The organism is Acinetobacter sp. ACNIH2 (assembly GCF_002934965.1).
GTDB classification, from domain to species: domain Bacteria; phylum Pseudomonadota; class Gammaproteobacteria; order Pseudomonadales; family Moraxellaceae; genus Acinetobacter; species Acinetobacter tandoii.
This window is the reverse complement of the sequence record NZ_CP026412.1, coordinates 2,006,757-2,031,474: the sequence shown is the minus strand read 5'-3', so window position 1 is coordinate 2,031,474 and position 24,718 is coordinate 2,006,757. Positions and strand designations below refer to the sequence as shown.

Here is a 24,718-nt window from a genome sequence, read left to right as displayed (position 1 = left end):
GATGATTGAATAAGAGTAACTCTAACTTGCAATTAAATGACGCAGCACATAATGCAAGATTCCACCTGCTTTGAAATATTCAACTTCGTTGAGCGTATCAATACGGCATAGCACAGGGAACGAATCGCGAGAGCCATCAGTTCGGGTGACTTCCACTTCAAAGGTTTGATGCGGTGCCAAATCATCCGATAAACCTAGAATCGAAATACTTTCATGCCCTGTCAGATTTAAACTGTGTCGATTCTGATCAGACATAAACTGCAATGGCAACACCCCCATGCCAACCAGATTTGAACGGTGAATCCGCTCAAAACTTTCAGCAATGACGGCTTTTACCCCAAGTAAATTGGTACCTTTTGCTGCCCAGTCGCGCGAAGACCCCGTACCATATTCTTTGCCTGCAATAATCACCAAAGGTGTGCCTTGTTGTTGATAGAGCATGGCAGCATCATAAATTGCCAGTTTCTCACCACTTGGAATATGCAGAGTGTTACCACCCTCTTCTCCGCCTAACATTTCATTTTTAATGCGAATATTGGCAAATGTGCCGCGCATCATGACCTCATGATTGCCACGACGTGAACCATAGGAGTTAAAATCTTTCGGCTCAACCCCATGCGCTTGGAGATAACGACCTGCGGGGCTGTCTTTTTTAATATTTCCTGCTGGGGAAATATGGTCCGTGGTGACCGAATCTCCAAGTACTGCCAGTATTCGCGCATGTTCAATATTGTGGAGTGAATTCAGGGGTTGCCAAATATCTGCGAAAAATGGCGGATGGCGGATATAGGTTGAATGCTCATCCCATGCATAAGTCTGGCTTTGTGGAATTTGAATCGCCTTCCAACTGGCATCGCCTTCAAATACCGCAGCATATTCTTTGTGGAACATGTCAGTATTCACTTTCTGCAACACTTCGTCTATTTCTGCCTGACTTGGCCAAATGTCTTTTAAATAGACCGCTTCGCCATGCATACCCAATCCAATCGGTTGGGTGGTTAAATCTAAACGAATATTCCCTGCCAAACCAAAAGCAATCACCAAAGGGGGTGAAGCCAACCAGTTGGTTTTCACCAAAGGATGTACTCGCCCTTCAAAATTACGATTGCCCGATAACACCGAAGCGACATTTAAATCATAACAATTGATAGCTTCTTCAATGGGTTCAGGTAAAGGTCCTGAATTACCAATACAGGTAGTACAACCATAACCAACCAAGTTATAACCCAACTGATCGAGATAAGGCGTTAGCCCTGCGGCATTCAAATAGTCCGTTACCACTTTAGAACCAGGAGCCAAGGAGCTTTTCACCCAAGGTTTGCGCTGTAGACCTTTTTCAATGGCTTTTTTAGCAAGCAGACCTGCCGCCAACATTACACTTGGATTAGATGTATTGGTACAGGAGGTAATCGCTGAAATCACCACATCACCATGTACCAAAGGATACTGTTTACCATCAATTTCACAGAATGCACTTTCATGCGTGATATTGGATTTTTGTGCATCAACTGCTGTACCACCGCCCCCTTCATTTTCTAAACGTGCTTTATCTTCTTTAGCAGGTTTTAAACTCAGCTCCATTAAGGCATCAAAAGTTTGTGGTACATCTGCCAGTAAAACCCGATCTTGTGGGCGTTTAGGACCCGCAACACTCGCTACAACCGTCGACATGTCCAAACTGAGCGTATCGGTGAACACAGGCTCATCCCCTACATTACGCCATAAGCCCTGTTCTTTACAATACGCTTCAACCAAGGCAATACGCTCATCGGTACGTCCAGTTAAGCGCATATATGCAAGCGTCACTTCATCAACTGGGAAAAAACCACACGTTGCACCATATTCAGGTGCCATATTGGCAATCGTTGCACGGTCAGCCAAAGGCAAATCCGCCAGACCATCACCATAAAATTCAACGAATTTACCCACTACCCCTTTTTGACGTAGCATTTGTGTAATGGTAAGAACCAAATCCGTTGCCGTTATGCCCTCACGCAATTTTCCCGTGAGTTTAAAACCAATCACTTCAGGAATGAGCATAGAAATGGGTTGTCCTAACATGGCCGCTTCAGCCTCAATCCCACCCACACCCCAACCTAAAACGCCTAAACCATTAATCATGGTGGTATGCGAATCTGTACCGACTAAGGTATCGGGAAAGGCAAAGGTTTCCCCATCTGATTCCCCCAACCACACAGCTTGCGCTAAATATTCCAGATTCACCTGATGGCAAATTCCCGTGCCAGGAGGAACCACGCTAAAGTTATTAAAGGCCGACTGCCCCCAACGTAGGAACTGATAACGCTCACCGTTACGCTGCATTTCAATCTCAACATTTTCAGCAAATGCACGACCACTGGCAAAATGATCGACCATGACGGAGTGGTCAATCACCAAATCGACTGGAGATAAGGGATTAATTAGATTAGGATCACGGCCAGCCTGTGCGACTGCTGCCCGCATGGCGGCTAAATCGACCACCGCAGGCACACCCGTAAAATCCTGCATCAGGACTCGCGCAGGACGATATTGAATTTCTTGTTCTGAGCTTCGGGTTTGCTGCCACTCCACAATCGCCAAAATATCATCTGCTTTGACCGTTACACCATCTTCAAAGCGCAATAAATTTTCTAATAAGACTTTGAGTGATTTGGGGAGTTTTGACAGTTCTCCCAGTTGTGACTGGGCTTGTGCCAAACTAAAAATCTGATAAGTTTTAGAACCAACTGTAAAGGATTGTAAGGCATTAAAACTATTGATTTGACTATACTTTGCCATAGGTGGGTCCTCCGGCGTGCATGATTATTTTTTATTCCATTGTTCTTTTATAATGTAGGTCAAATCATCCTGTTTAATGTTGTGGATTAGTAATTTCCCCATAACTTTATTTTAATTGTGCAGTCGCAAACTTTGTTGAGTATTTCGCCACACTTGCTCTGCCAAGTCAGTTTCATCGCACTGCAAAGTCTGTGCTAAACCCTTTAATACATAAGGTAAATTGGCGGGAGTATTGCGGGTTCGTTGTTGAGTTGAAATTTGACAGCAAAGCGGTGTCATATCTGGACAATCAGTTTCCAATACCAAATGTTCAGAACCAATTTCCTGTACTACTCGATGCAGTTTTTTCGCATTCGGATTGGTGATTTGCCCTGTCACACCAATTTTAAATCCCAGTTTAATGAAGGCTTTGGCTTCTTCCACACCACCACTAAAAGCATGTGCAATGCCACCGAATTGAAATTTTTGCTTTTTCAGTAAGGCCAGTGTTTCTGCATGCGCTTTACGGATATGTAACAACACTGGTTTTTGGTAATGCATTGCCAGTTCGAGTTGCTGTTGAAAATAATCCTGCTGTTGGGCAAATAATTCAGGCTGCTTATGCTCGGCTAGAAAAGTGTCTAACCCAATTTCCCCAACAGCAATGCAATTATGTTGCTGTAAGAATGATTCAAGTTGCTGTAAATGTTCTGGTCGATGTTGTTCAATATAAAAAGGATGTAAACCCGGTGCTAAATAAACCTGCGGTGCTTCTGATAAATGAGTTAGAAATTGTTGGGTATTCAGCAAGTCCGAAAATCGTGATGCTACAAAACCAATCAGGACTAAAGCCTCAACCCCTGTTGCTTTGGCTTGATACGCCAATAGTTCCCGATCTATATCAAAATCGGGAACATCAAAATGGGTATGGGTATCAAATAAACGTGGCAGCATGTTCAAGCCCGTTACTTACTTGGCTCACTGGCAGCACTGGCAACTGCTTCACTGGCAAACTCAGGTAAGTACTGCTTTTTTAGAATCGTCTGCAATTGCTCATACGGAATAGTTAAGCGGGGTAATCCAACCACATACGGTCCAATTTCATATTCGCCATATTGCAAAATTAAGCCTTGCTTACTCAAATAGTAATTATCGCTCAGCTTAAATTTCCACGCCTGCTCGTATTCTGAAACATCATTCGCCAGTTTGGACTCAATCACCCATGTTTTAAAAGCTTCATGCGCTTGATTTTCAAGTGCTGCCAATTGATTCGGTGCCAATACCTCATTCAATTTGACTAGTTTTTTCTTTTCTAAATCAAAATTATAGTATTGCTGCGAAGAAGACCCATGTGCTCCGCCCAGGTAGCTACTACTGTTTAAAACTACCGTAACCAATGGTCCTTTGGCGTTGAGAATGGTCGGCTTAATCATCACACTAATTTTATGACTCGAACTTAGTGCTTTAATCTCTTGATCTAATTTTAAAAATGCTTGGGTATAAGGTTGCAATTGTTGTTCAAGCTGTTGTTTTACTGTCTTGGCTTGCACCACTGCTTGTGATGCTGCAACTTCTGCCGCTTGAGCGGTAGAGGCAGCTTGATCGGTCGGTAACTCTGGAGAAACAGACAAAGTTTGCTGAACTTTTTTCAAAATCTCAGCATCGATATATGCATCAATAAATGGCTGATTGCTGTTGAGTCGCTCAATAGTCATTTCTGGGCAATTCTTATCATCACACTCAGGTAAATTGAGTTGTAATTTTTCCGAATCTCCAATCAATTGACTCGCTTGCTCTTGTGCCTGTGTTGAAGATGCCGCCGTCTCTGCTTGCTCATTTTCAACTTTTTTAGGCTGACATGCAGTCATCAGTATGGCCACCGTCAATATACTTAAAGTCCAACTTACTTTCTTTATTGTCATTTGACTCAAACCTTTATTCATGTTTTCACTCGTCATCTCACGCCCATCAGGGCTTCAATCACGTTAACTAAAACATATTTTTATAAATATCTGCTTTTAAAACCTGTTGCGTTTGTGCTTTGCTTAAGTAAATGTCCAGTTGCTTACCTTCTTCCACAATTTGCAAACTACGGTAATGCAAGCCAATACCCTCACTGTCAAAAAACCAGTCTGCCTGCCCCCAATACAATTTTTTCGGTGCCTTTTGTCGTGCTTCTGGCGTTTGTTGCTTTAACCAATCCTGATAGGCTTTTTGCACAATCTCATTCATATAAACTTGCTGCTTTGGCTCAACAATGTCAAGTAAGGACACACCTTTCTGCAATTTTCGATCTGCAACAGCAAAGTAATAGCGCTCATCGATTTTGATTTCTTCTTGTTTGCTGTTCACACCCACTTGCAATAACACATATTGATTTCGTTGGTAAGCAATACGAGTGTACAGTGCCAATTGGTAGGCAGGATTCTTCGAGTATTTTGCTTGCCACTCATCGGACTTTTTCACATAAGCATTAATGGCTTGTTGCAAACTCATGTTTTGTTTTAAGCCAATTTGATCTTGAATAACTGTAGCTTGGGTCTTCGCAATCCAACTGTTCAACCACTGATCTTGGGTTTCCAGCGTTTGAATATCAATATCAATACAATTTTTCGTTTCACAAAAAGGCAAAGCAATTTTGGCAGGCTGCTGTTTGATATGTAGATAAGGCAATACTTCAGCTTTATCTTGCTGAAAAATCGAGGCTGCTGATTTTTGTTGTTCATCTTGTGGCTGCTTCGATGAATCACACGCGGACAAAAAAAGTCCTGTACACAGCAAAAAAGTCATTTGAATGATTTTGTTGTTCTTCATTTCGACCACACACTAAACTGCCTTTACAGCAACTTTACCCAATAAAAAGAAATACCATGTAAAAACAGCCTCCAGAAAGAGGCTGTTTTATTTGCTTTAGTGTTCGCGCGTATTGCGGAATACGATGTCTGGATAGCGCTCTTGCATCAGCTGCAAGTTCACACGGCTTGGCGCAAGATAAGTTAAGTGTCCACCGCCATCAACAGAAAGTTGATCGTGTGCTTTTTTCTTAAATTCATTGAATTTCTTATCATCATCACAAGAAACCCAACGAACTGTATTAATACTTACAGGCTCATAAACACAATCAACTTTGTATTCTTCTTTCAAACGGTATGCAACCACTTCAAACTGAAGTACACCTACAGCGCCGACAATCAGGTCATTACTGTTTTGTGGCATGAAGACTTGCGTAGCACCTTCTTCAGACAACTCTTTTAAGCCTTTTTGCAACTGCTTCGACTTTAATGGATCTTTCAAACGTACACGACGGAACATTTCAGGTGCAAAGTGCGGAATACCTGTAAATTGCAGTTTTTCACCTGAAGTAAAAGTATCACCAATTTGAATAGTGCCATGGTTATGTAAACCAATAATGTCGCCAGGCCATGCTTCTTCTAAATGCTCACGCTCACCCGCAAGAAAGGTCAAAGCATCACTAATGCGCACATCTTTATCAATACGCACGTGCTTCATTTTTAAACCTTTTTCATATTTGCCTGAACAAATACGCATAAAGGCAATACGGTCACGGTGTTTTGGATCCATATTGGCTTGAATTTTAAAGACAAAACCAGTGAAACCTTCTTCAGTCGCTTCTACTTTACGGTCTTGAGTAGGGTGTGCTTTCGGTTCTGGCGCATAGTTGCTAAATGCATCTAACACATGGTCAACACCAAAGTTACCCAATGCAGTTCCAAACAACACAGGCGTTTGACGACCCGCCAAGAACTCTTCACGGTCTAAAGGCTCATTGGCCATTTGTACCAACTCTAAAGACTCTTCAAATGCGGCCCAAGCCAACTCACCGACTTTTTCACGCAGGTCAGCATGGTCATAACCATCACGTACTTCAATTTGGGTAATAGTTGAACCGAAACCGGCTTTATAAACATAGAATTTTTCTTCGATCAGGTTAAATACCCCAGCGAAGTCACGCCCTGTGCCCAGTGGCCAAGTGAGCGGAACACATTTAATTTTTAAAACGTTTTCAATTTCATCCAACAGCTCTAAAGGCTCACGGATTTCACGGTCCATTTTGTTGACAAATGAAATGATTGGCGTGTCACGCATACGACAGACTTCCATCAATTTGATGGTACGGTCCTCGACCCCTTTTGCACCGTCAATCACCATGAGTGCAGAGTCAACCGCTGTTAAGGTACGGTAGGTATCTTCCGAGAAATCTTCGTGTCCTGGAGTATCCAGAAGGTTGATCATCTTGTCTTTATAAGGAAACTGCATCACCGACGTGGTAATCGAAATACCACGTTCTTTTTCCATTTCCATCCAGTCCGAGGTTGCAGCACGGTCCGATTTACGGCTTTTTACCATACCCGCCACCTGAATGGCCTTACCCCATAACAGCAGTTTTTCTGTCATGGTGGTTTTACCCGCATCGGGGTGGGAAATAATTGCGAAGGTTCGGCGTGCCTGAACTTCTTTCAATAATTGATCTTTGAACATTAGGGAAATCTGCAATTTGTACACAGCGATGCCCACGCAAATTACGCGCCGCATACCACTGTCAGGTGAGACAAAAATAGGCTCAATTGTAGCGTAAGAATCGTTTTTCTTCTATTGATTTCATACTGAATGGTTTTGCCTGACATTAGACAAAACCTAACGAGAGATTTAAAGCGCTTCTGTATTTGTTGCAGGATTGGACAATACAATCGAGTTTTCTTTGAGTTTTTCCAACACAATAGAAGTCGTAATATCATTAATCTGAAATTGATGCGATGAAATTTTACTGATCAATTGCGACATTTCATCCAGATTCTTCACTGCCACTTTAAGTAAAAAGTCTGATGTACCTGTGAGCTTATAGGCATCACGAATGCGCGGCTCATCCAAGATAAATTCCAGAAACTTTTCAAAACCATCATCATAATGATTACGAATGCTGACCTCGATCATGCCCGTAATTGGTGATGGGTCTGCTTTCAGCGCAATTTGCGCATAGTAGCCGGTGATAATCTTTTTTTGTTCCAGCGTGGCACGACGACGCGAGCATTGTGACGCTGAAAGACCGATCAACTCTGCCAGCTCTTGATTGGTTAAACGACCATTTTGCTGTAATTGCTGAATAATTTTACGATCGTAATCGTCCAGTTCATCGCTCATCATCTATCCCAGAATTTTGTTATCAAACTGCTGAAAAATCGTATTTTTCGCTGCAAACTACTTTATAGAAACAGGGAGAGAAAAACAAATCCAATCTGGTTTGCCCAACTCTCCCTTAAAAGCAGCAATTAAGACGCTACATAACGATCTTTACGATGGTTCATGGCAATAATCATATTCAACACCACCGCACCCATAATCGAAATCATCAACAAATTAAAATCAACGAAAAATGCCGATGCAATCAGAATGCTGATATCCACAAACATCTGGAACTTCCCGACAGAAATGCCATATTTCTCATTCATGAACATTGCCAATAAATTGATGCCTCCCATACTCGATTTATGACGGAACAGAATTAAAAAGCTGACACCCAAAATAATATTGGCAATCAAGGATGCATAGACGGGATTAATGTTTTCAAGGCTGAAAAAAGTTGGGTTGATTTCTGCAAAGCATGAAACCAAAGCAATAGCAGCCATGGTTCTAAGCACCACTTGTAGCCCCATTTTCTGATAGGCTAAATAGAAAAATGGAATATTAATGCAGAAGAATAAAGTACCGAAAGACACATTAAATACATAATGTAGCAGTAGTGCTAAACCTGCGGTTCCACCTGTCATAATACCCCCCTGTTGGATGATATTAATTGCAAACGATAATAAAAAGGTGCCAATAAAGAGTGCCACAATATCTTCTACTTTCGAATGCGACATCGGTGCTGGGAGAGTTGCCAAAACGGCAGAATTTGATAAAGGTTGGTTGTCCATAAAAAAATCCAAGACATACAATTCACAAATTTAATGCAAATCATGTACCAATATGAAATAAATATGCGTCATTTAATTTTATAAGCATTTTTATTTCATTAAATCCAGCTATTTACATCCTCATGTGGCAATTTTTTTTAAAACCTAGTATCACATCTATATATTTTCGACAAAGCAGAACAAGCACAAATCATGCATTATTTAATTTTATGTGCACATCATGGTGCATTTACCAACAATAATGCACAATTTTGTTGCATTTTTTTATAATTATGCATTATACACATTCGATAAACATGCTTTAATCAAGTAATGACATTGCAGCTTTAATACTCAGGATTTGAAAAGAAGCGCAATCGAACAGCACTTTTTTAAGGAACTTATCACTAAAAGTTTTTTTAGTTTTTTGATTTATAAAAATTTTATTCAAATTCATTCATTGTTATGCGCAATAAAAGGGTTTTTCAAACCTTAAATGCGCCAAGAATTTGAGTGAGATTAAACATCAATAAAATTACAAATAACATAATTTAATTATGTATTGCATAATTAAATTGGATTTAGTAAGCTGTTCTCAACATAAAGTAGCCAGTGTGCACCTTTTTGATGCACAAGTAGCATAGTTAAATAGATGATCGGTGAACGGAATATCACAAACATCAGAGAAAACCACTGTAAAACTAAAATAGCCCTACAGTGAGTGAAGATGCGGTATTCCAGCACCATCATAGAAGTCACACAGGATGTGTCATTGAACGTTTGAACTTGGTCATGCCACAGCATGTACCTTGCTAAAGATTGAGAAACCCACGGGTTTTTCTATATCGTTCCTCACATCCCAAACCGCCTGAACATTGGACTCGTCCTTGCATGACAAGAGGGAAATAAGATGGATATTTTAGAAAACCCATTAGAATTATGTGGATTTGCATTTATTGAATTCGTATCAAAGGAAAATGATCTCGATCCAATTTTTGAAACCATTGGTTTTAGCAAAGTCGCAAAGCATAAATCCAAAAATGCGTACTTATGGCGTCAAGGAAATATCAACATTATTTTGAATTATCAGCCTGAATCCTATGCCTCTTTTTTTTATAAAGAACATGGTCCTTCAGCTTGTGCTATGGGATTTAAAACACGCGATGCAGCTAAAGCCTTTAAAAAAGCAATTGAATTAGGTGCAGAACCTATTTATAGCCAAGCAGGTCCAATGGAACTCAACATTCCAGCCATCAAAGGCATTGGTGGTATGCCCATTTTCCTGATTGACCGTGACATTTATGAAAATGACTTTGAGTTTATTGAAGCTGTAGAACGAAACCCAATTGGAACGGGTCTCAATGAAATTGACCATTTAACCCATAATGTCTACAAAGGCCGCATGGAATATTGGGCAAACTTCTATGAAAAAATCTTTAATTTCCAAGAAATTCGCTACTTCGACATTAAAGGTGAATACACTGGTTTAACTTCTAAAGCACTCACCGCACCTGATGGTAAAATCCGTATTCCATTGAATGAAGATTCAGATAAAGGCAATGGTCAAATTGCTGAGTTCCTTGCCGACTTTAATGGTGAAGGCATTCAACACATTGCCTTTATTACCGATGATTTGATTGGTACTTGGGACAAACTGAAAGCCCTCGGCATGAAATTTATGACCCCTCCACCAAATACTTATTATGAAATGCTGCCTGAGCGTTTGCCGAATCATGGCGAGCCGACAGATGAGCTACAGCAACGCGGTATTTTACTGGATGGCTCAACTCAAAATGGCGAAAAGAAACTACTTCTGCAAATTTTCTCAGAAAATATGCTTGGGCCTGTATTCTTCGAGTTTATTCAACGTAAAGCCGATGATGGTTTTGGTGAAGGAAACTTTAAAGCGCTATTTGAATCGATTGAACGTGATCAAATCCGTCGTGGGGTACTCCAAGTTTAAGCAACGTATTTACCCCCCAATACAGGCGGGCGAAACATGCGAACCCATTTAAGCATGTTTCACTCACAAAAAGGCGACTGAATTCAGTCGCCTTTTTAGCATGTAGCATAAGTCATCTTAACGGGCTTGAATAAACCGATTAATCGCAGCCACTTCTTGCTGCAATAACTGAACTTTTTCACTGCCTATGTGCAACGGTAGGAATGTTTCACTATCAATTGCGACAACGCTAAACTCAATCTGACCTTGTGCATTAAATACAGGTAACCCCACTGCATTAATGCCGACCAATAAGTCCCCTTTCGCCAAAGCCATCTGTTCGGTACAAATCTGCTGCTTTAATTCGGTAAATTCATCCCAATTGGCAGGTTTGAGTGCTAGGCCTAAAGAGGCCGCTTTGTCCCATTCTTCCTGCATCAAAGGACGAATAACACTTTCAGGCAAATATGAAGCAAAGACCCGCCCCGATGCCGAGTTGACCAATGGCATAATTGAGCCAACTTTGGTCACAATCGCAATTGGATGATTTGACTCTATCGACTGCACCACCAAAGGACCTCGTGGTGACCATTTGCTAATTTGAATGCTACAGCCAATCTTGGCCTGCAAGGCATAAATCATCGATTGGACTTGTTGTAAAGCATCGGTATGTTGAATACAGTTCAATCCTAAACGCCAAGCCTGATCACCCAGTGCGTATTGACCGTCGTCCAGTTGTTTGGCGTAATTCATACGAATTAAACTCACCAAATAGCGGTGAACTTTGGCTGGATGCATACTCAACTTGTACGATAGATCTTTGAGAATAATCGGTTGATTATGCTCGACCAGTGCATTTAACACGGCCAAACCCACTTCAAGCGATTGCACTCCACCCGATAACTTTTCTTCAACCATTGACGCGCTCTTTAAAGGTCATTTTTCAATCATTTATTTAGTTTTGTGTGACTACACAAGGACACATTGGTCCGTGACATCATGCCTGAGATTTACAAAAAACTGAAATCATCTTTTTGAATGACATTAAATCTTGCAGCACATCAGACGATCACTCACAGCAAAAAAAAACTGCATTCGGTCAAAAATGCAGTCAAGGGTAAAAATTAAAGGGGCAGAAGATTGGTTTAAGCACCTAATTCTTCTTCATGTAAAAAGTGGGTATGATGCGGTGCACGTTTGGTCTTGCTCCATTCATCCAGCATTTCTAGTTTCATTTCTTCAGTGATCCGTGCGATTTTTTCATCAGCATGCACATCGTTATAAGTCAGCTCTAAACGGTGACCATTTGGATCAAAGAAATAAATCGAATGGAAAATACCGTGGTTGGTAATACCAAGGACTTTCACACCCTGTTGTTCTAAATGTTCTTTGGCTGCCAATAATGCATTTAAGTCTTCAACTTCAAAGGCAATATGCTGCACCCAAGCTGGGGTGTTTTCATCACGCCCCATTTCAGGTTGCGTTGGCAACTCAAAGAATGCCAACACATTGCCCTGACCTGCATCTAAAAATAAATGCATATATGGATCAAACGCTTTGGTGGACGGCACATGGTCTTCAGCAAAGGCTAAAATAAAGTCCATATTCAACATGGTCTTGTACCACTGCACCGTTTCTTTAGCATCTTTACAACGGTAAGCAACGTGGTGAATTTTTTTAATTGCAAAACTCATAATCAAACTCCTTTTTCTGTTTTTTATTCCCAATCGGCTTGTTGTTCTGGTGCAGCCTGCTGAAAAGCAGCCAACTGCATACAGTGCGTATAAATCGACTGGATTTTTGGATATTCCGTTAAATCAATTTGGAAGCGTTTGGCGTTATAGACTTGTGGAATTAGGCAGCAATCTGCAAAACTCGCCTGTTCGCCAAAACAGTATTTACCATTAGAATGCTGTAATTGTTGCTCTAGGCTATGAAAACCAAGCTTAATCCAGTGTTGATACCATGCAGTCTTTTCACTATTACTCACGGCAAGCGTCTGTTCTAAGTACTGCAACACTCTTAAGTTATTCAGAGGATGAATTTCACAAGCAATGTACTGAGCAAAAGCACGAATCTGCGCGCGCTGTTGTAAATTCTGAGGCAATAAAGCCGTCTTTGGATAGGCTTCTTCCAGATACTCAAGAATGCTCAGTGATTGCGTCAAGACATACTGCTGATCCAGCAAAGTCGGCACCAACTCACTCGGATTGATTGCCGCGTACTCAGCCGAGTGTTGTTCGCCACCTTGCTTCAGCAAATGCACCGCTTGTGTGTCATAACTCAAGCCTTTTAAATTTAAGGCAATCCGCACACGAAAGGCTGCTGAGCTGCGAAAATAGCTATACAGTTTCATGCTGTACCTGCACTGTTTCAGCAAAATCAAAACTTAAAGCAGGCAAAATGGTATTTCGCACTTCACCAAAGCCCACGCGTATGCCATCTTTTTCTGCATGACCTTTCATGATGACAGTATCGCCATCTTGCAAGAAACCACGCTGTTCACCATTGGTCAAAGTCAAAGGTGACGTTGTATTCCAAGTGAGTTCAAGCAAGCTACCATAAGAGTCTTTGGCTGTACCTGAAATCGTGCCTGAGCCCATCAAATCACCGACATTGACATTACAGCCTGCAATGGTGTGATGCGTTAACTGCTGTGCCATTGACCAGTACATATATTTAAAGTTGGTTTGGCAAATTACATCCGCACTGTCACTTTGAGGTGTTTGGATTTCTACCGAAAGCTGAATGTCATAACTACTTTCGACACTTTCTTGCAAATACGCCAATGGACGCGGCTCTTGTACAGGACCTTGCACTTTAAATGGCTGTAAAGCTTGCATGGTGACAACCCACGGCGAAATAGCACTCGCGAAGGTCTTGGCATTGAATGGACCTAAAGGGACATACTCCCATTGTTGGATATCTCGTGCCGACCAGTCATTGAGGAGCACCATACCAAAGATATGAGCTTCAGCATCTTCAATATGAATCGGCTGACCTAAACGACTCGGTTTACCTACAATAAAAGCCGTTTCTAATTCAAAATCCAGCTTACGTGTCGCTGAAAAAACTGGTCGCTCTTGTTCTGGTAATTTGATTTGCCCCGACGGACGAACAATCTCTGTTCCACTCACTACCACCGAACTGGCACGTCCATTATAGCCAACAGGCAATTCGCTCCAATTCGGTAATAACGCATTTTTAGGATCGCGGAACATGCAGCCCACATTGGTGGCATGTTCTTTAGAAGAATAAAAATCGGTATAACCTGAAATTTGTACAGGCAAATGCATGATGGCATCTTGCTGTTTATAGAGTACCTGTTGCTGTAATTCTGCATCATGCTGCAAGCGTGGATTATCCAGTGCCAGTAATGCTTGTAATTCACGACGTACTTTTTGCCAGTTGCTTGAACCTGATTCGATAAATTTATTCAAACTTGGCTGATTAAAATAGCACTCATGCTCGCTCAAACGCAGAATGCCTGCCTGCTCTAAAGCAGCTAAATCTAAAATCCATTCGCCAATCGCAACACCAACACGTCGTTCGCCTTCCTTGCAACGACTAAAAATACCATAAGGCAAATTATGAATGGTAAAATCTGAATGGGCTGAAACAGGAATAAAACAGCTCAATTGTGAGTTCATGATGATGTCATCCTTGTTATTTTCTCTACACTCTTCACTTGATCGTATTGATGAAAATTTATTACTTTTATAAAAATCAACAAATTAAATAAAAGTAAACATCCAATCCACTACGACAACTGTATCAATTTCATTTCATCATACTGAATTTATAAAATTACGCAATATATAATTTAATTACTTTATTCATAATTTAGTTATTTCTTGTTGTCTCTCGTTCAGTTAAACACTGCATTCAACTGCTGTTTTAAACAACACTTTTGGCTAGAAAACCCCGATGAACTCGCTACAATAAATGCTCATATTTGGTGCATAACTATAAAAACAAGGCTGTTTTATAGGGATCATCAGATAGAAATAAGCACCTAAGTTTCTTATTTTTAAGAGAAATAAAAAATAATTAGGTGTTTCACTTGTATATTATTTTTTAATCAATTTATGATATACGTAATTTATTAGGAAATAATTACACGACAAGGATGAGAATAATCATATGTCACACAATGATCACGGTAAGCTCAAGCACGGTTTATCCAACCGTCATATCCAGCTGATTGCCCTAGGCGGTGCAATCGGTACGGGTCTATTCCTTGGAATCTCTCAATCTATCAAACTAGCAGGTCCCTCTGTTATTCTGGGCTATGCCATTGCTGGACTCATTGCATTTTTAATGATGCGTCAACTCGGGGAAATGGTAGTCCAAGAGCCTGTGAGTGGTTCTTTCAGCTATTTTGCCAACAAATATTGGGGCCGTTTTGCAGGCTTTATGTCGGGCTGGAACTATTGGGTTCTGAATGTTCTGGTGTGTATGGCAGAACTCAGCGCGGTCGGACTCTATGTTCAATACTGGTGGCCTGAAATTCCAACCTGGATGTCTGCCCTTGGCTTCTTTATTTTAATTAATGTCATTAACTTGCTCCACGTGAAACTCTTTGGTGAAATGGAGTTCTGGTTTTCCATTATTAAAATTCTCGCCATTGTCGCCATGATTGGTTTTGGCTCTTACTTGCTGGCAACGGGTAGCGCAGGCTCACAAGCTGCGATCAGCAACCTTTGGGCACTTGGTGGTTTCTTCCCGAATGGTGTCAGCGGTTTAGTCATGGCTATGGCAGCAATTATTTTTGCCTTTGGTGGCATTGAACTGTTCGGTATTACCGCAGCAGAAGCACGTGACCCGCAGCAAACCTTGCCAAAAGCAGTCAATCAGATTATCTACCGCATTTTGATTTTCTATATCTTAACCTTGGTGGTGCTGTTAGCCCTATTCCCTTGGAACCAAATGGCACAAGGCGGCAGTCCATTTGTGATGGTATTTGCTTCGCTCGACAGCCAAGGCGTTGCCACCGCATTAAACTTTGTCATTTTAACTGCCGCAGTTTCTGTATATAACGGCACCAGTTATTGTAGTAGCCGCATGTTGCTTGGCTTGGCAGAACAAGGCAATGCACCAGAATTCTTTAAAAAAATTAATTCTCGTGGGATTCCTGTCAATGCGGTTCTCATTTCTGCATTAGTTACTGCACTCTGCGTTTTACTGAATTACATCTTCCCTGAAAAAGCCTTTGGTTTGCTGATGATGTTAGTCGTGGCTGCTATTGTGATTAACTGGGTTGTGATTTCAATCACTCATTTAAAATTCCGTCAAAGCATGCAACAACAGCAAAAAACCTCGTTATTCCCAAGTTTGGCTTATCCATTCACCAATTATCTGTGCATTGTATTTATGTTGGGTATTTTAGTGATTATGAGCCTAACCCCTGATATGCGTATCGCGGTATATATGATTCCAGCTTGGATCGGCTGTTTAAGTGTGGCTTATTGGATGAAGCAACGTAAAAGCAAACTTGCAGAGACAACCTTAATATTAAACCCAGATCGTTCTTTTAAATAAGTCTATTGAATAAAGGCGATGCCTCCCCCATGTAAGACCAGAATCATATTGGATGAAACTGGTCTTGCAAAACTCATGTGAATCGGCTTAAGTTATCACCAACTTTAACTGGACGATGCGAAGCGCGAACAGTTTGACCCTAGCTGCAACAAACAAGGATTTTTTAATGTTTCAACATATCCCTCCTTATGCGGGCGACCCAATTTTGTCGCTTATGGAACAGTTCAATACCGACCCTCGTGAAGGTAAAGTCAATTTAAGTATTGGTCTTTACTATAATGAAGACAGTATTGTTCCTCAGCTTGAAACAATCATGGAAGCGCAAAAGCGTCTTGAGTCAAAGCAAAACAAAACCAAATTGTATTTGCCAATGGAAGGTTTCAAACCTTACCGCGATGCAATTCAAGCGTTGTTATTTGGTGAAAATAGCCCAGCAGTACAAAGTGGTCGTGCCGTAACGATTCAAACTTTAGGTGGTTCTGGTGCGCTAAAAGTCGGTGCTGACTTCTTAAAAAATTACTTTCCAAATTCTGAAGTTTGGGTAAGCCAACCAACGTGGGACAACCATGTTGCCATTTTTAATGGTGCTGGCTTAAAGACCCATTTCTACCCATACTTTGACGCAGAAACACGTGGTGTAGACTTTGACGGTATGTTGTCTTGCTTACAACAATTACCAGAACAAAGCGTGGTATTGCTTCACCCTTGCTGCCACAACCCGACAGGTGCAGATTTAACCCCTGCTCAATGGGATCAAGTGATTGCCGTACTAAAAGCACGTCAACTTATTCCATTCTTGGACATTGCATACCAAGGTTTTGGTGAAGGCATGGAACAAGATGCTTATGCAATTCGCGCACTTGACCAAGCTGGCTTAAACTTTATTGTCAGCAATTCATTCTCTAAAATTTTCTCACTCTACGGTGAGCGTGTCGGTGGTTTGACATTCGTGTGTGATGATGCTGCATCTGCGCAATGTACCTTCGGTCAATTGAAAGCAACTGTACGTCGTATCTACTCTAGCCCTCCTACAACAGGTGCATGGTTGGTTGACCAAGTCTTGAATGACCAAGCGTTAAATCAACAGTGGCAAAATGAAGTTAAAGAAATGCGTGAACGTATTATTAAAATGCGTCGTATTTTGAAAGACGAATTAACCAAAGCACTTCCAGACCGTGACTTCAACTACTTAGTTGAACAAAAAGGCATGTTTAGCTACACAGGCTTAACAGGTGAACAAGTAGATACCTTACGTGAAGACTATGCAATTTACTTGGTACGTAGTGGTCGTATTTGTGTTGCGGGCTTAAACATGAACAATGTTTATATCGTTGCCAAAGCAATGGCTGAAGTTTTAGCAAAAGCGCCTGCTCAAGCTTAATCTTTAGTTCCAAAAAACCAAGATTGTTCAAATGAACAGTCTTGGTTTTTTTATGTCTGAGTAGCTATTATTGAAGCCTATTTCCCTGCTGTAAAAACATGGACTAGCATGGCTTAATGCAAGGTTCGATGTTGCACCAAATTATCGACATGCTGTGCCAAATATTCTTTTAAATGATTTAAAAAATACGCCACACGAGGTGAATCCTGTAAGCGTGATAAATACACAGCATAGACATCTGCTGGCGGGGTACTATAAACACGGCAATAATTTAATTCAGCAAAATAAAACACAGTTTCAAGCCAAGAAAAAACCTGTGTTGGATCACATCAGTAAGGAATTAAGTTTTATTAAATAAACTTAAAGGTGCAATAAGAATAACCCTGAAATATTTACATTCAAGGTTATTTTTAAATCAGAATAAAAGTAAATGATGCTTAAACTATTGATTTGGAGTAAAAGGCCAATACGCTAGATTGACTCCCTGACAGCCTGTTGAACCATTTAATTGTTCCGCTGTAGCCATTTTTACAGGACTAAAAGCCTGATCGAGATAGCGGTCATTTTCACAATGCTGTGCCAAATACCCCGCCTGATCAACTAAACGCTCTGCCGAAGCAAAAATCTCGCGCGAATGATGCCACCCTAATTGGCAATATTCGGCTGCGGCCCAAACCAGTTTAACCTCTGCCTGAACAAGTTCTTTATAAGCACACTGAAAACCAGCATGAACTTTAATGCTTTCTATACGAGCCCACAAATCTCGGCGCATCACCTGAGCAAAAGGTAAAATTGGCGTTTGAGTTGTAAGCTGCACTCTGTTGTCGGTATTGGTGATATTCAACACCTGCTGATAAACCATTTCTAGGTTTTTGGGCTTACTCTTTTCACTATATAACTGATCTGCGTAACTAAGCCATGTTTGCGCTTTTTCCAGTTGGTATTTTTCTTTTACATCAGAACTTTGCCCAAGTGCCTCGCGTATTTTTGACTGCGTCTGTTGATGCGACGATATATATGCGAATTGATGGGTCTCGGGGTTAGCATAAAGCGCAGGGCTAAGCAGCCCAGCCAACAGGAAGGCTTTTAATCCTAAAAATTTCATAATTTAGGCTCCAAAGCTTTATTCACGCTTGCCTTGTTTTGATTAAAAAGGTTCTCATCAAATTTAAAGCGGAAACGGAAATAAGCGCCATCCATTGTGGTATCACCATCGGTTAAATCTTTATCTTCATAACCAACAAAGTTATATCCACCAGAAACCCAAAGGTTAGCCGCCAAAAGATAGCCCACTTCAACCCCTGCCATCAGCTTGGTGCCATCTGAAACGCTGTTCCACATGACGCCAGCATTTACCCCAGCATCCCAACGTTCATTAATGTCATACATGAAGCGCGTATTCAGCATTTGCGTCATACCACTGCTTTGCAATAGGTCGTAGGTTTCTTCTAAATATTTCACGGCATACTGACCCGACACATGCACATCGCGCATCGGATGATAATTTAAATGATGCGACATAATGTAAGCATTACGCTCGTACGGATCACTCAAAGTGGTTTCATTCTTTTCATAGCGATACTCAATTTTACTGAGTGAATCAAATTTGTTGGTTTCTAAATCACGATAAGCTGCACCAATCTGGAAGCGGTTAATTAAACGATCGCCTGAATCGGCTGATTTATTATCGGTTAAATTTAAAACGTTTTTTGCCAAGAAGGTGACTTCATCTGAATACTTATAAGCTGTTCCCAACGTATTTAAATAACTATCGCTTTGATTTGACCAACGCCCTTCAATACGTGCTACATTCTTCCAACGAGGGTTAGATAAATGCTCAAAACCTAAAGTAGCTGCGGTAGATTCTAATGAGTCTTTGTTTTCACCTTCAAAAACTTTCACTTTCTCAAAACTGGTATTAAAGAATAAACCTTCTTTTAATTGCCAACGATTACGTACCCCCATTGCCGCTTCAGCTTCACGTGCGCTCAAACCATCACGTACACGATATTCACTAAAGACTGAACCATCTCGCATATATTGACTGTCTAAGCCAAATACAGTGGTATTACGTTTTTGCGTGTCATTGAGTTCGTATAAACCGCCAATACTTGAGATAAATTCATGACGTGCATAAGCATGAATATTCTTATAAACCTGAGCGTCACCACCCACAGCAAAGACACGTCGATCACTGTCAGCGACATCTTGTTCATATTCAATAAATGCACTTGAACCATCAAATGGTAATGCCGTTTTCAATTTGGCGCGAACCGTGGTGCCATCATAAGGTGTTTCAACACTTTGCGTAGATTTACTGGCAGCATTCAGTGACTCATTATAATAACGAACACCCAGTTCCAAGCTGACGATACGGTTAATGGCTTTTTCAATTGAAGCACTGATCCCGTTACGTACCCCTGCATTGGCAATATCTTCTGTACGTACGGCTTCAATACGTAATACCCCCAACTCATCTAAGCGTGCATTCAGTTTTACAGCCGTTTCTTTACGTCCCGAACTGATTGAAGATGCTGCATTACGGAAGCCCACATCCGCCTGCTGATGATAGGCACGTACATCAACATCACCTTTTTTATAGTCCAGTTCTACACGTGCTGCGGAACCATTCCCCGAGGTAGTAGCAGCCGTCGAGGCATTCACATCGGTTAGCTGATCCAAAGTCATTAAGTCATGATCAGAATAAGCGTATTCCGCAACCAGTTTGGCTTGATCATTCCAGCGAATAACCGTATTGGCACTGGCAATTTTTTCCTGATCAATCGGATCATCATTTTGAATATAAGAACCGCCGACGGTCACTTTATCATTCAATTTGTAACGACCATTGACCCCCGCCACGGTATATTCTTTGCCACCTTGATCGGTTTCAATGGTGATTCTTAAGTAGACTGGATTTAGATTTTCATCAATGCTACTTAACGGTGAAGTTAAATAAATACTGTTGGTATAGGTATCAATTTCATAGTCGCTAAACCGAGTTAAGGTGCGTTGTGAAATAATTAAACCAGGATTGTTACGGTCACGTACAATCACTTCCACTTTTTCACTATTTTGAAGCATGTCATTGCTGTCCATGCCTAAGGCATAAGGACCTGAAACACCCATTGCACGGAGTTCATTCACCACTTGAGTGGTATTGGTACGTGCAGCAAAGCTCGCGACTTGAAAGCGATCACCTTCAACCACTGACTTTAAACCTGTTAAAGAACGGCTATACTGACCTAAAGAAAGTCCTTCATCATTTTCAGTGCGTGTGACGTAGTCACCATACATGGCATAAGAACGACCTTTATCGACACGAACATAAAGTTTACTGGTGGACTGCGCATCAAAACCTTTGGCAGAGGCATCGCCATACACTGGGTAATATTCATCTGGACGAATATCACGGAATAGACGTTGATTATTTTCTTTGCTTGAGTCATATGCCAAAGTCAGTAAATAATCGCCACGCACTTTGCCTTTTAAGAATAAAGCTGCACGACCACGAATGGCAGTTTCACCATCACCCGAACTCGACAAATCATTCAGCTCTTCTTCAAAACCATCTTGAGTCGAGGTTTGAGACAGATTTTTAGGATCAAACTTATTGAGCGCAAAAGAACCTTCAATAATCCCCGCAACCAACATTGGACGAAGTTCTGCCAAAAAGCGCACAGGCACAGTTTGTTCGTATATGCCACTACGGACACGTAATACACCCGACCCAGCTTCCAAAGGTGCAAGTACTGGCACCACCAAAGACCCGCCTTCTGCAAAAACCTGTACGCCTGGTTTATCTGGATCAAGGTCTTTGAGTTGAATCATGCCTATAGATGATTCGAGTGTAATAGGAGTACGAGTCGCAACAGGTGTCCCATGCTGATCCAGTACCTTAACCACCACCTGATAAATATCTTTACCATTGGCATAAACGGCTTGTTCAACAGGCTGCATGGTCAGTTGACTCATCGCATCTGGTGCAATCACTGTGACTTGTTGCTGATCACGTAAATTACCAAAGCTATCGTACTGACGAACTGCAATGGTATTTTTCCCCGCAGCGAGTGGCACCCCAATAAAATCTAAACCCGCTGTTCCGCGCTCTTGATAGGCTGCTTTTTTACCAATGCGCTTTTCTGATACTTGCTCATCATTTACAAATAAACGAATGTCTGTGCCTAAACCACCTTTAACCTGAATCGTGGCTTGAGGTGTAGGCAAAATTTGCTGCTCTTTCAAATTTAAAATTGCCAGTTGATTCGATTCAGAACGCTCAAGCTCTTGCTCTAAATCTAAAACCACTGGAGCTTTTACTGGTTCAATTTGAACTGTTTTGACGTCTTTAATCTGATCTTTTTTATATTCAATATTACAATTGGCTGAAGCGCCTGCTGCACTAATACATCCACTTGCAGGTTGACCTTGTACATCTGAAACTGAATTGCTAAGTGGGTCAACGGTTAAATCTTGACGTAAGGTTTGCTCTAATGCATCCAGTTGTGCATCAATTTTACTACGGCGGTCTTCAATTTGTTCTGCCAAGGCTTGAGTGCATTCCCCTGAAGAATCGGTAATCGCGAAGTCTGCACGATGTAACTCACCACGTTTTAAATCTACGAAACGGCTGGCTGGGTCACCTGCTTGACGGTTATTAATCAGCACCAATTCTGCATTATTCGGTAAAGTTGTATTATCGACTTTAAGCACATGGGTCATTGGTCGAATGCCGTAGAAGTTGTATTTACCTTCACGATCCGTCACCACAAAGCTACCATCTTCCATATAGATACGGACGCCCGGTACACCGCGTTCTCCGACATCTTGAACGCCATTACGGTTACAATCACTAAAGACTTTACCAACAATAAAGCCATCTGGACTAAATACGCCGGGTGTAACTTTTACTGCAGCCTGTGCTTCGTTCGAAACTGTATTTTTATTGTCCTGCGCATAAACACGGTTAATACCATCCCCATTCAATGCATTAGGACCAATATAGACACGGTATTGAACTTTGGCTTCTTGTTTAGGCGTCAATGTTCCCAAACCGAGCGTCAAATAAGGTCCCTTTCCACCTTCAGGATCTGCATTTTTTTGCCCATTAACACGAGTACTGCCAGATACATAAATAAAACCACGAGGCAAAGTATCTTTCATATTGACATTATAGAGGGTCGAATCTCCCATATTTGCCACCGTAATTTGGTAATCTTTAAAATCACCAATTTCAGCAGTATTTGTTCCGACCACTTCTTTTTTAATGACCAATTTGTCATTGCTGGGAACAGAAATATCAACAGGGTCAATCGGAATATCGATATTGAGCGCAGCGTCACCTGTCTTTAAAGTGAAGTTCCCCCCATAAGACCAAGAGCTATCAACGATACGATCAGCAAAATTATTATAAATAGTCTTGTCACTGGTAAATTTATAATTGGTAGAACTCTCAATCGTTGAAGTATCAATATCAAGTCGATAGGTTCCATTTTCAACAAAAGGATAGACAAATTCACCTTTGCTATTGGTGCGCTGTTTTGCTGGAATTGCCACCTTTTCACCTGTGGTTTCATCCAATTTATAAGCTACATTTTCAGCTGGATTACCTTTGTCATCCAACAAAGTTACCGTCGCACCTGCAACGGGTAAATTGGTCTTAGCATCAAAAACAACGCCGTATGGATCGATCAATACCGTAGTATCAATATCCTTAACAGTCGCGGAAGAATTACCACTTTGATCTAAACAATCTGTCAAAGACACAATCACCTGATCACGTTTGACGGTCTGTAAAATTTGGTCATTCAGGTGAATGGGACCCGCTTCTTGTGTTGCTAGCGTGAAGCGGAACACGCCAGTATTTGAACCTGTTTCAACGCCCTGTACATATTCAACATCACCAGTCAACGTCGATTGAACTTTAATTTTTACTTTGTCGACATTACTACGTGAGGCATTACACATCGCACTATTTGCAGCAATATACAACGGTTGATTTAAACTGCCCGTTGCTAAAATATTCGAATAGTTTTTGCTGTTATTGGTAATCGAAGCACTACCACCAACGCTTGTCGTCACCTCATTAGAGACTGTTTTTTTCAGATTGGATAACACACCGTGTTCTACACTGAACACGTTTGAAATTGAGGTATGACTCACATTTGGATTCATGGTCACAACCAACTCAACCGCTTCAGTGCTATTTGCAGCCAAAGCTTGCGGGTATGCCACCACCAACGTATTGATTAAAGATTTATCCGCTGGAATCTGGCGGGTAAATTTATCTTGTCCTAACGGATATAAAACCAGCGCTTTAGAATTGGTCGGTTTAGCCGATTTAAAGATGGTGTTGGCAGGTATTTCATCCAATAAAACCACAGCCTTCATGGTTTCACCATCAACCTCAATGGTTTGCAAACCAGAATTACGCGTTGAACTATTTTTCACACTTAAGTTATAGGTCAAGTCATAAGACTGACCGACTTGTGGTTCAAAACTGGTTTTATCAACCGATTTTGTTGCTGTGAGTTGCGGCAAGAAACTAATTAAAGCATTCACTGCATCTGCAATAGCAGTCGGGTCTTGCACAACATATGCTTGGAGTGGCAAGTCTACTTGCTGACTATCATTTAGTGATATAGAAGAGTCTGCGACCACCCATAAATCAACTTTTTGCCCAGCCTGTAAACTTAAATGTCCTGTAACCAGCAAATCTGAACGATCAAATTCACCATTTTGATTACTATCGACATAAATTTTAATATTCGATAATTCGGGAACAGTGCTTTTATTAATCACAATATCAGCAGGCGCATTACTATGATTGGTCAAAGTATTCAGCCAAATCACTTTCGCACCCGCATCAATTTCTAATCGTGTTGGTGAAGTGAGGCTAATCACATATTTAGGTGTAATCGTAACTTGAACAGTATTTGAAACCGATTGGCCAATCTGGCCATCGGTTTGTACAAAACTTGCATAAGCCGTATTGGTAATATTTTGCCCAGCAGCAGGCATCACAGCATAAGCATGATTTACCAATGCCATAGCCGTAGCTAAGCTTGAAAAAATAAGCTTGATCTTATGATTCTGTAGCGGCTGAACTCGTTTAATCACGAAAATACCCCAATACCGAGCAAAAGCAGGTTTAAAGGGATAGGCATTAAAGTGATGCCTATCCAC

Annotated in this window: 17 protein-coding genes and 1 pseudogene; 4 read left to right on the top strand and 14 right to left on the bottom strand. The window is 41.1% G+C overall.

Annotation, left to right across the window (positions count from 1 at the left end; all coding sequences use genetic code 11):
* Positions 1-21: 21 nt before the first annotated feature.
* The 7 genes from acnA to C3F34_RS09490 all read right to left on the bottom strand — a co-directional run bounded on the left by acnA (position 22) and on the right by C3F34_RS09490 (position 8,690).
* The gene (gene acnA / locus C3F34_RS09520; protein ID WP_104441462.1) at positions 22-2,778 is read right to left on the bottom strand and encodes an aconitate hydratase AcnA; all 2,757 of its coding nucleotides are present in this window, start codon (positions 2,776-2,778) and stop codon (positions 22-24) included.
* 111 nt (positions 2,779-2,889) lie between these two features.
* Positions 2,890-3,711 (bottom strand): TatD family hydrolase, encoded by an 822-nt coding sequence (locus C3F34_RS09515; protein WP_104441461.1) that lies wholly within the window; start codon positions 3,709-3,711, stop codon positions 2,890-2,892.
* A gap of 11 nt (positions 3,712-3,722) precedes the next feature.
* Positions 3,723-4,679 carry an RsiV family protein gene (locus C3F34_RS09510; RefSeq protein WP_104442328.1) on the bottom strand — a complete coding sequence of 319 codons (957 nt, stop codon included), beginning with the start codon at positions 4,677-4,679 and terminating at the stop codon, positions 3,723-3,725.
* A gap of 67 nt (positions 4,680-4,746) precedes the next feature.
* On the bottom strand, positions 4,747-5,571 hold the full coding sequence (locus C3F34_RS09505; RefSeq protein WP_104442327.1) for a hypothetical protein: 825 nt from the start codon (positions 5,569-5,571) through the stop codon (positions 4,747-4,749).
* 96 nt (positions 5,572-5,667) lie between these two features.
* The gene (locus tag C3F34_RS09500) at positions 5,668-7,257 is read right to left on the bottom strand and encodes a peptide chain release factor 3 (protein ID WP_104441460.1); all 1,590 of its coding nucleotides are present in this window, start codon (positions 7,255-7,257) and stop codon (positions 5,668-5,670) included.
* 168 nt (positions 7,258-7,425) lie between these two features.
* Entirely contained in the window at positions 7,426-7,917 is a 492-nt protein-coding gene (locus tag C3F34_RS09495) for an Lrp/AsnC family transcriptional regulator (protein WP_016166174.1), read from the bottom strand.
* Positions 7,918-8,045: 128 nt separating this feature from the next.
* Positions 8,046-8,690: a YitT family protein gene (locus C3F34_RS09490; protein WP_228155284.1), complete on the bottom strand. Its 645-nt coding sequence runs from the start codon at positions 8,688-8,690 to the stop codon at positions 8,046-8,048.
* A gap of 889 nt (positions 8,691-9,579) precedes the next feature.
* Here C3F34_RS09490 and hppD point away from each other — a divergent pair.
* Positions 9,580-10,632 (top strand): 4-hydroxyphenylpyruvate dioxygenase, encoded by a 1,053-nt coding sequence (gene hppD, locus C3F34_RS09485; RefSeq protein ID WP_044739010.1) that lies wholly within the window; start codon positions 9,580-9,582, stop codon positions 10,630-10,632.
* Positions 10,633-10,749: 117 nt separating this feature from the next.
* On the opposite strand, the gene C3F34_RS09480 is transcribed toward hppD, so the two are convergent.
* The 4 genes from C3F34_RS09480 to fahA all read right to left on the bottom strand — a co-directional run bounded on the left by C3F34_RS09480 (position 10,750) and on the right by fahA (position 14,261).
* Positions 10,750-11,529: an IclR family transcriptional regulator gene (locus C3F34_RS09480; protein ID WP_044739011.1), complete on the bottom strand. Its 780-nt coding sequence runs from the start codon at positions 11,527-11,529 to the stop codon at positions 10,750-10,752.
* Positions 11,530-11,756: 227 nt separating this feature from the next.
* Positions 11,757-12,305, bottom strand: coding sequence for a VOC family protein (locus tag C3F34_RS09475; protein ID WP_044739012.1), 549 nt, complete (start codon positions 12,303-12,305; stop codon positions 11,757-11,759).
* Positions 12,306-12,328: 23 nt separating this feature from the next.
* Positions 12,329-12,967, bottom strand: a complete 639-nt coding sequence (maiA, locus tag C3F34_RS09470) for a maleylacetoacetate isomerase (RefSeq protein WP_044739013.1) — start codon at positions 12,965-12,967, stop codon at positions 12,329-12,331.
* Positions 12,954-14,261 carry a fumarylacetoacetase gene (fahA, locus tag C3F34_RS09465; protein WP_016166180.1) on the bottom strand — a complete coding sequence of 436 codons (1,308 nt, stop codon included), beginning with the start codon at positions 14,259-14,261 and terminating at the stop codon, positions 12,954-12,956. The genes maiA and fahA overlap by 14 nt, the downstream gene beginning before the upstream one ends.
* Before the next feature lie 493 nt (positions 14,262-14,754).
* Here fahA and C3F34_RS09460 point away from each other — a divergent pair, with 493 nt between their 5' ends.
* Positions 14,755-16,152: an amino acid permease gene (locus C3F34_RS09460; RefSeq protein ID WP_044739015.1), complete on the top strand. Its 1,398-nt coding sequence runs from the start codon at positions 14,755-14,757 to the stop codon at positions 16,150-16,152.
* Positions 16,153-16,318: 166 nt separating this feature from the next.
* Entirely contained in the window at positions 16,319-17,533 is a 1,215-nt protein-coding gene (locus C3F34_RS09455) for an aromatic amino acid transaminase (protein WP_104441459.1), read from the top strand.
* Positions 17,534-17,646: 113 nt separating this feature from the next.
* Here the strand turns inward: C3F34_RS09455 and C3F34_RS09450 are convergent, their stop codons facing one another.
* On the bottom strand, positions 17,647-17,826 hold the full coding sequence (locus tag C3F34_RS09450; RefSeq protein ID WP_228155375.1) for a hypothetical protein: 180 nt from the start codon (positions 17,824-17,826) through the stop codon (positions 17,647-17,649).
* On the opposite strand from C3F34_RS09450, the pseudogene C3F34_RS09445 reads away from it, so the two are divergent.
* Positions 17,796-17,891, top strand: a pseudogene (locus C3F34_RS09445) (L(+)-tartrate dehydratase subunit beta); the annotation flags it as partial. The gene C3F34_RS09450 and the pseudogene C3F34_RS09445 sit on opposite strands and share 31 nt — an antisense overlap.
* Positions 17,892-17,975: 84 nt before the next feature.
* Here the strand turns inward: C3F34_RS09445 and C3F34_RS09440 are convergent.
* Together C3F34_RS09440 and C3F34_RS09435 are read right to left on the bottom strand one after the other, a co-directional pair.
* Positions 17,976-18,638 (bottom strand): hypothetical protein, encoded by a 663-nt coding sequence (locus tag C3F34_RS09440; RefSeq protein ID WP_104441458.1) that lies wholly within the window; start codon positions 18,636-18,638, stop codon positions 17,976-17,978.
* Positions 18,635-24,652, bottom strand: coding sequence for an SdrD B-like domain-containing protein (locus C3F34_RS09435; RefSeq protein ID WP_228155283.1), 6,018 nt, complete (start codon positions 24,650-24,652; stop codon positions 18,635-18,637). Before C3F34_RS09435 ends, C3F34_RS09440 begins: the two co-directional genes overlap by 4 nt.
* Positions 24,653-24,718 lie beyond the last annotated feature (66 nt).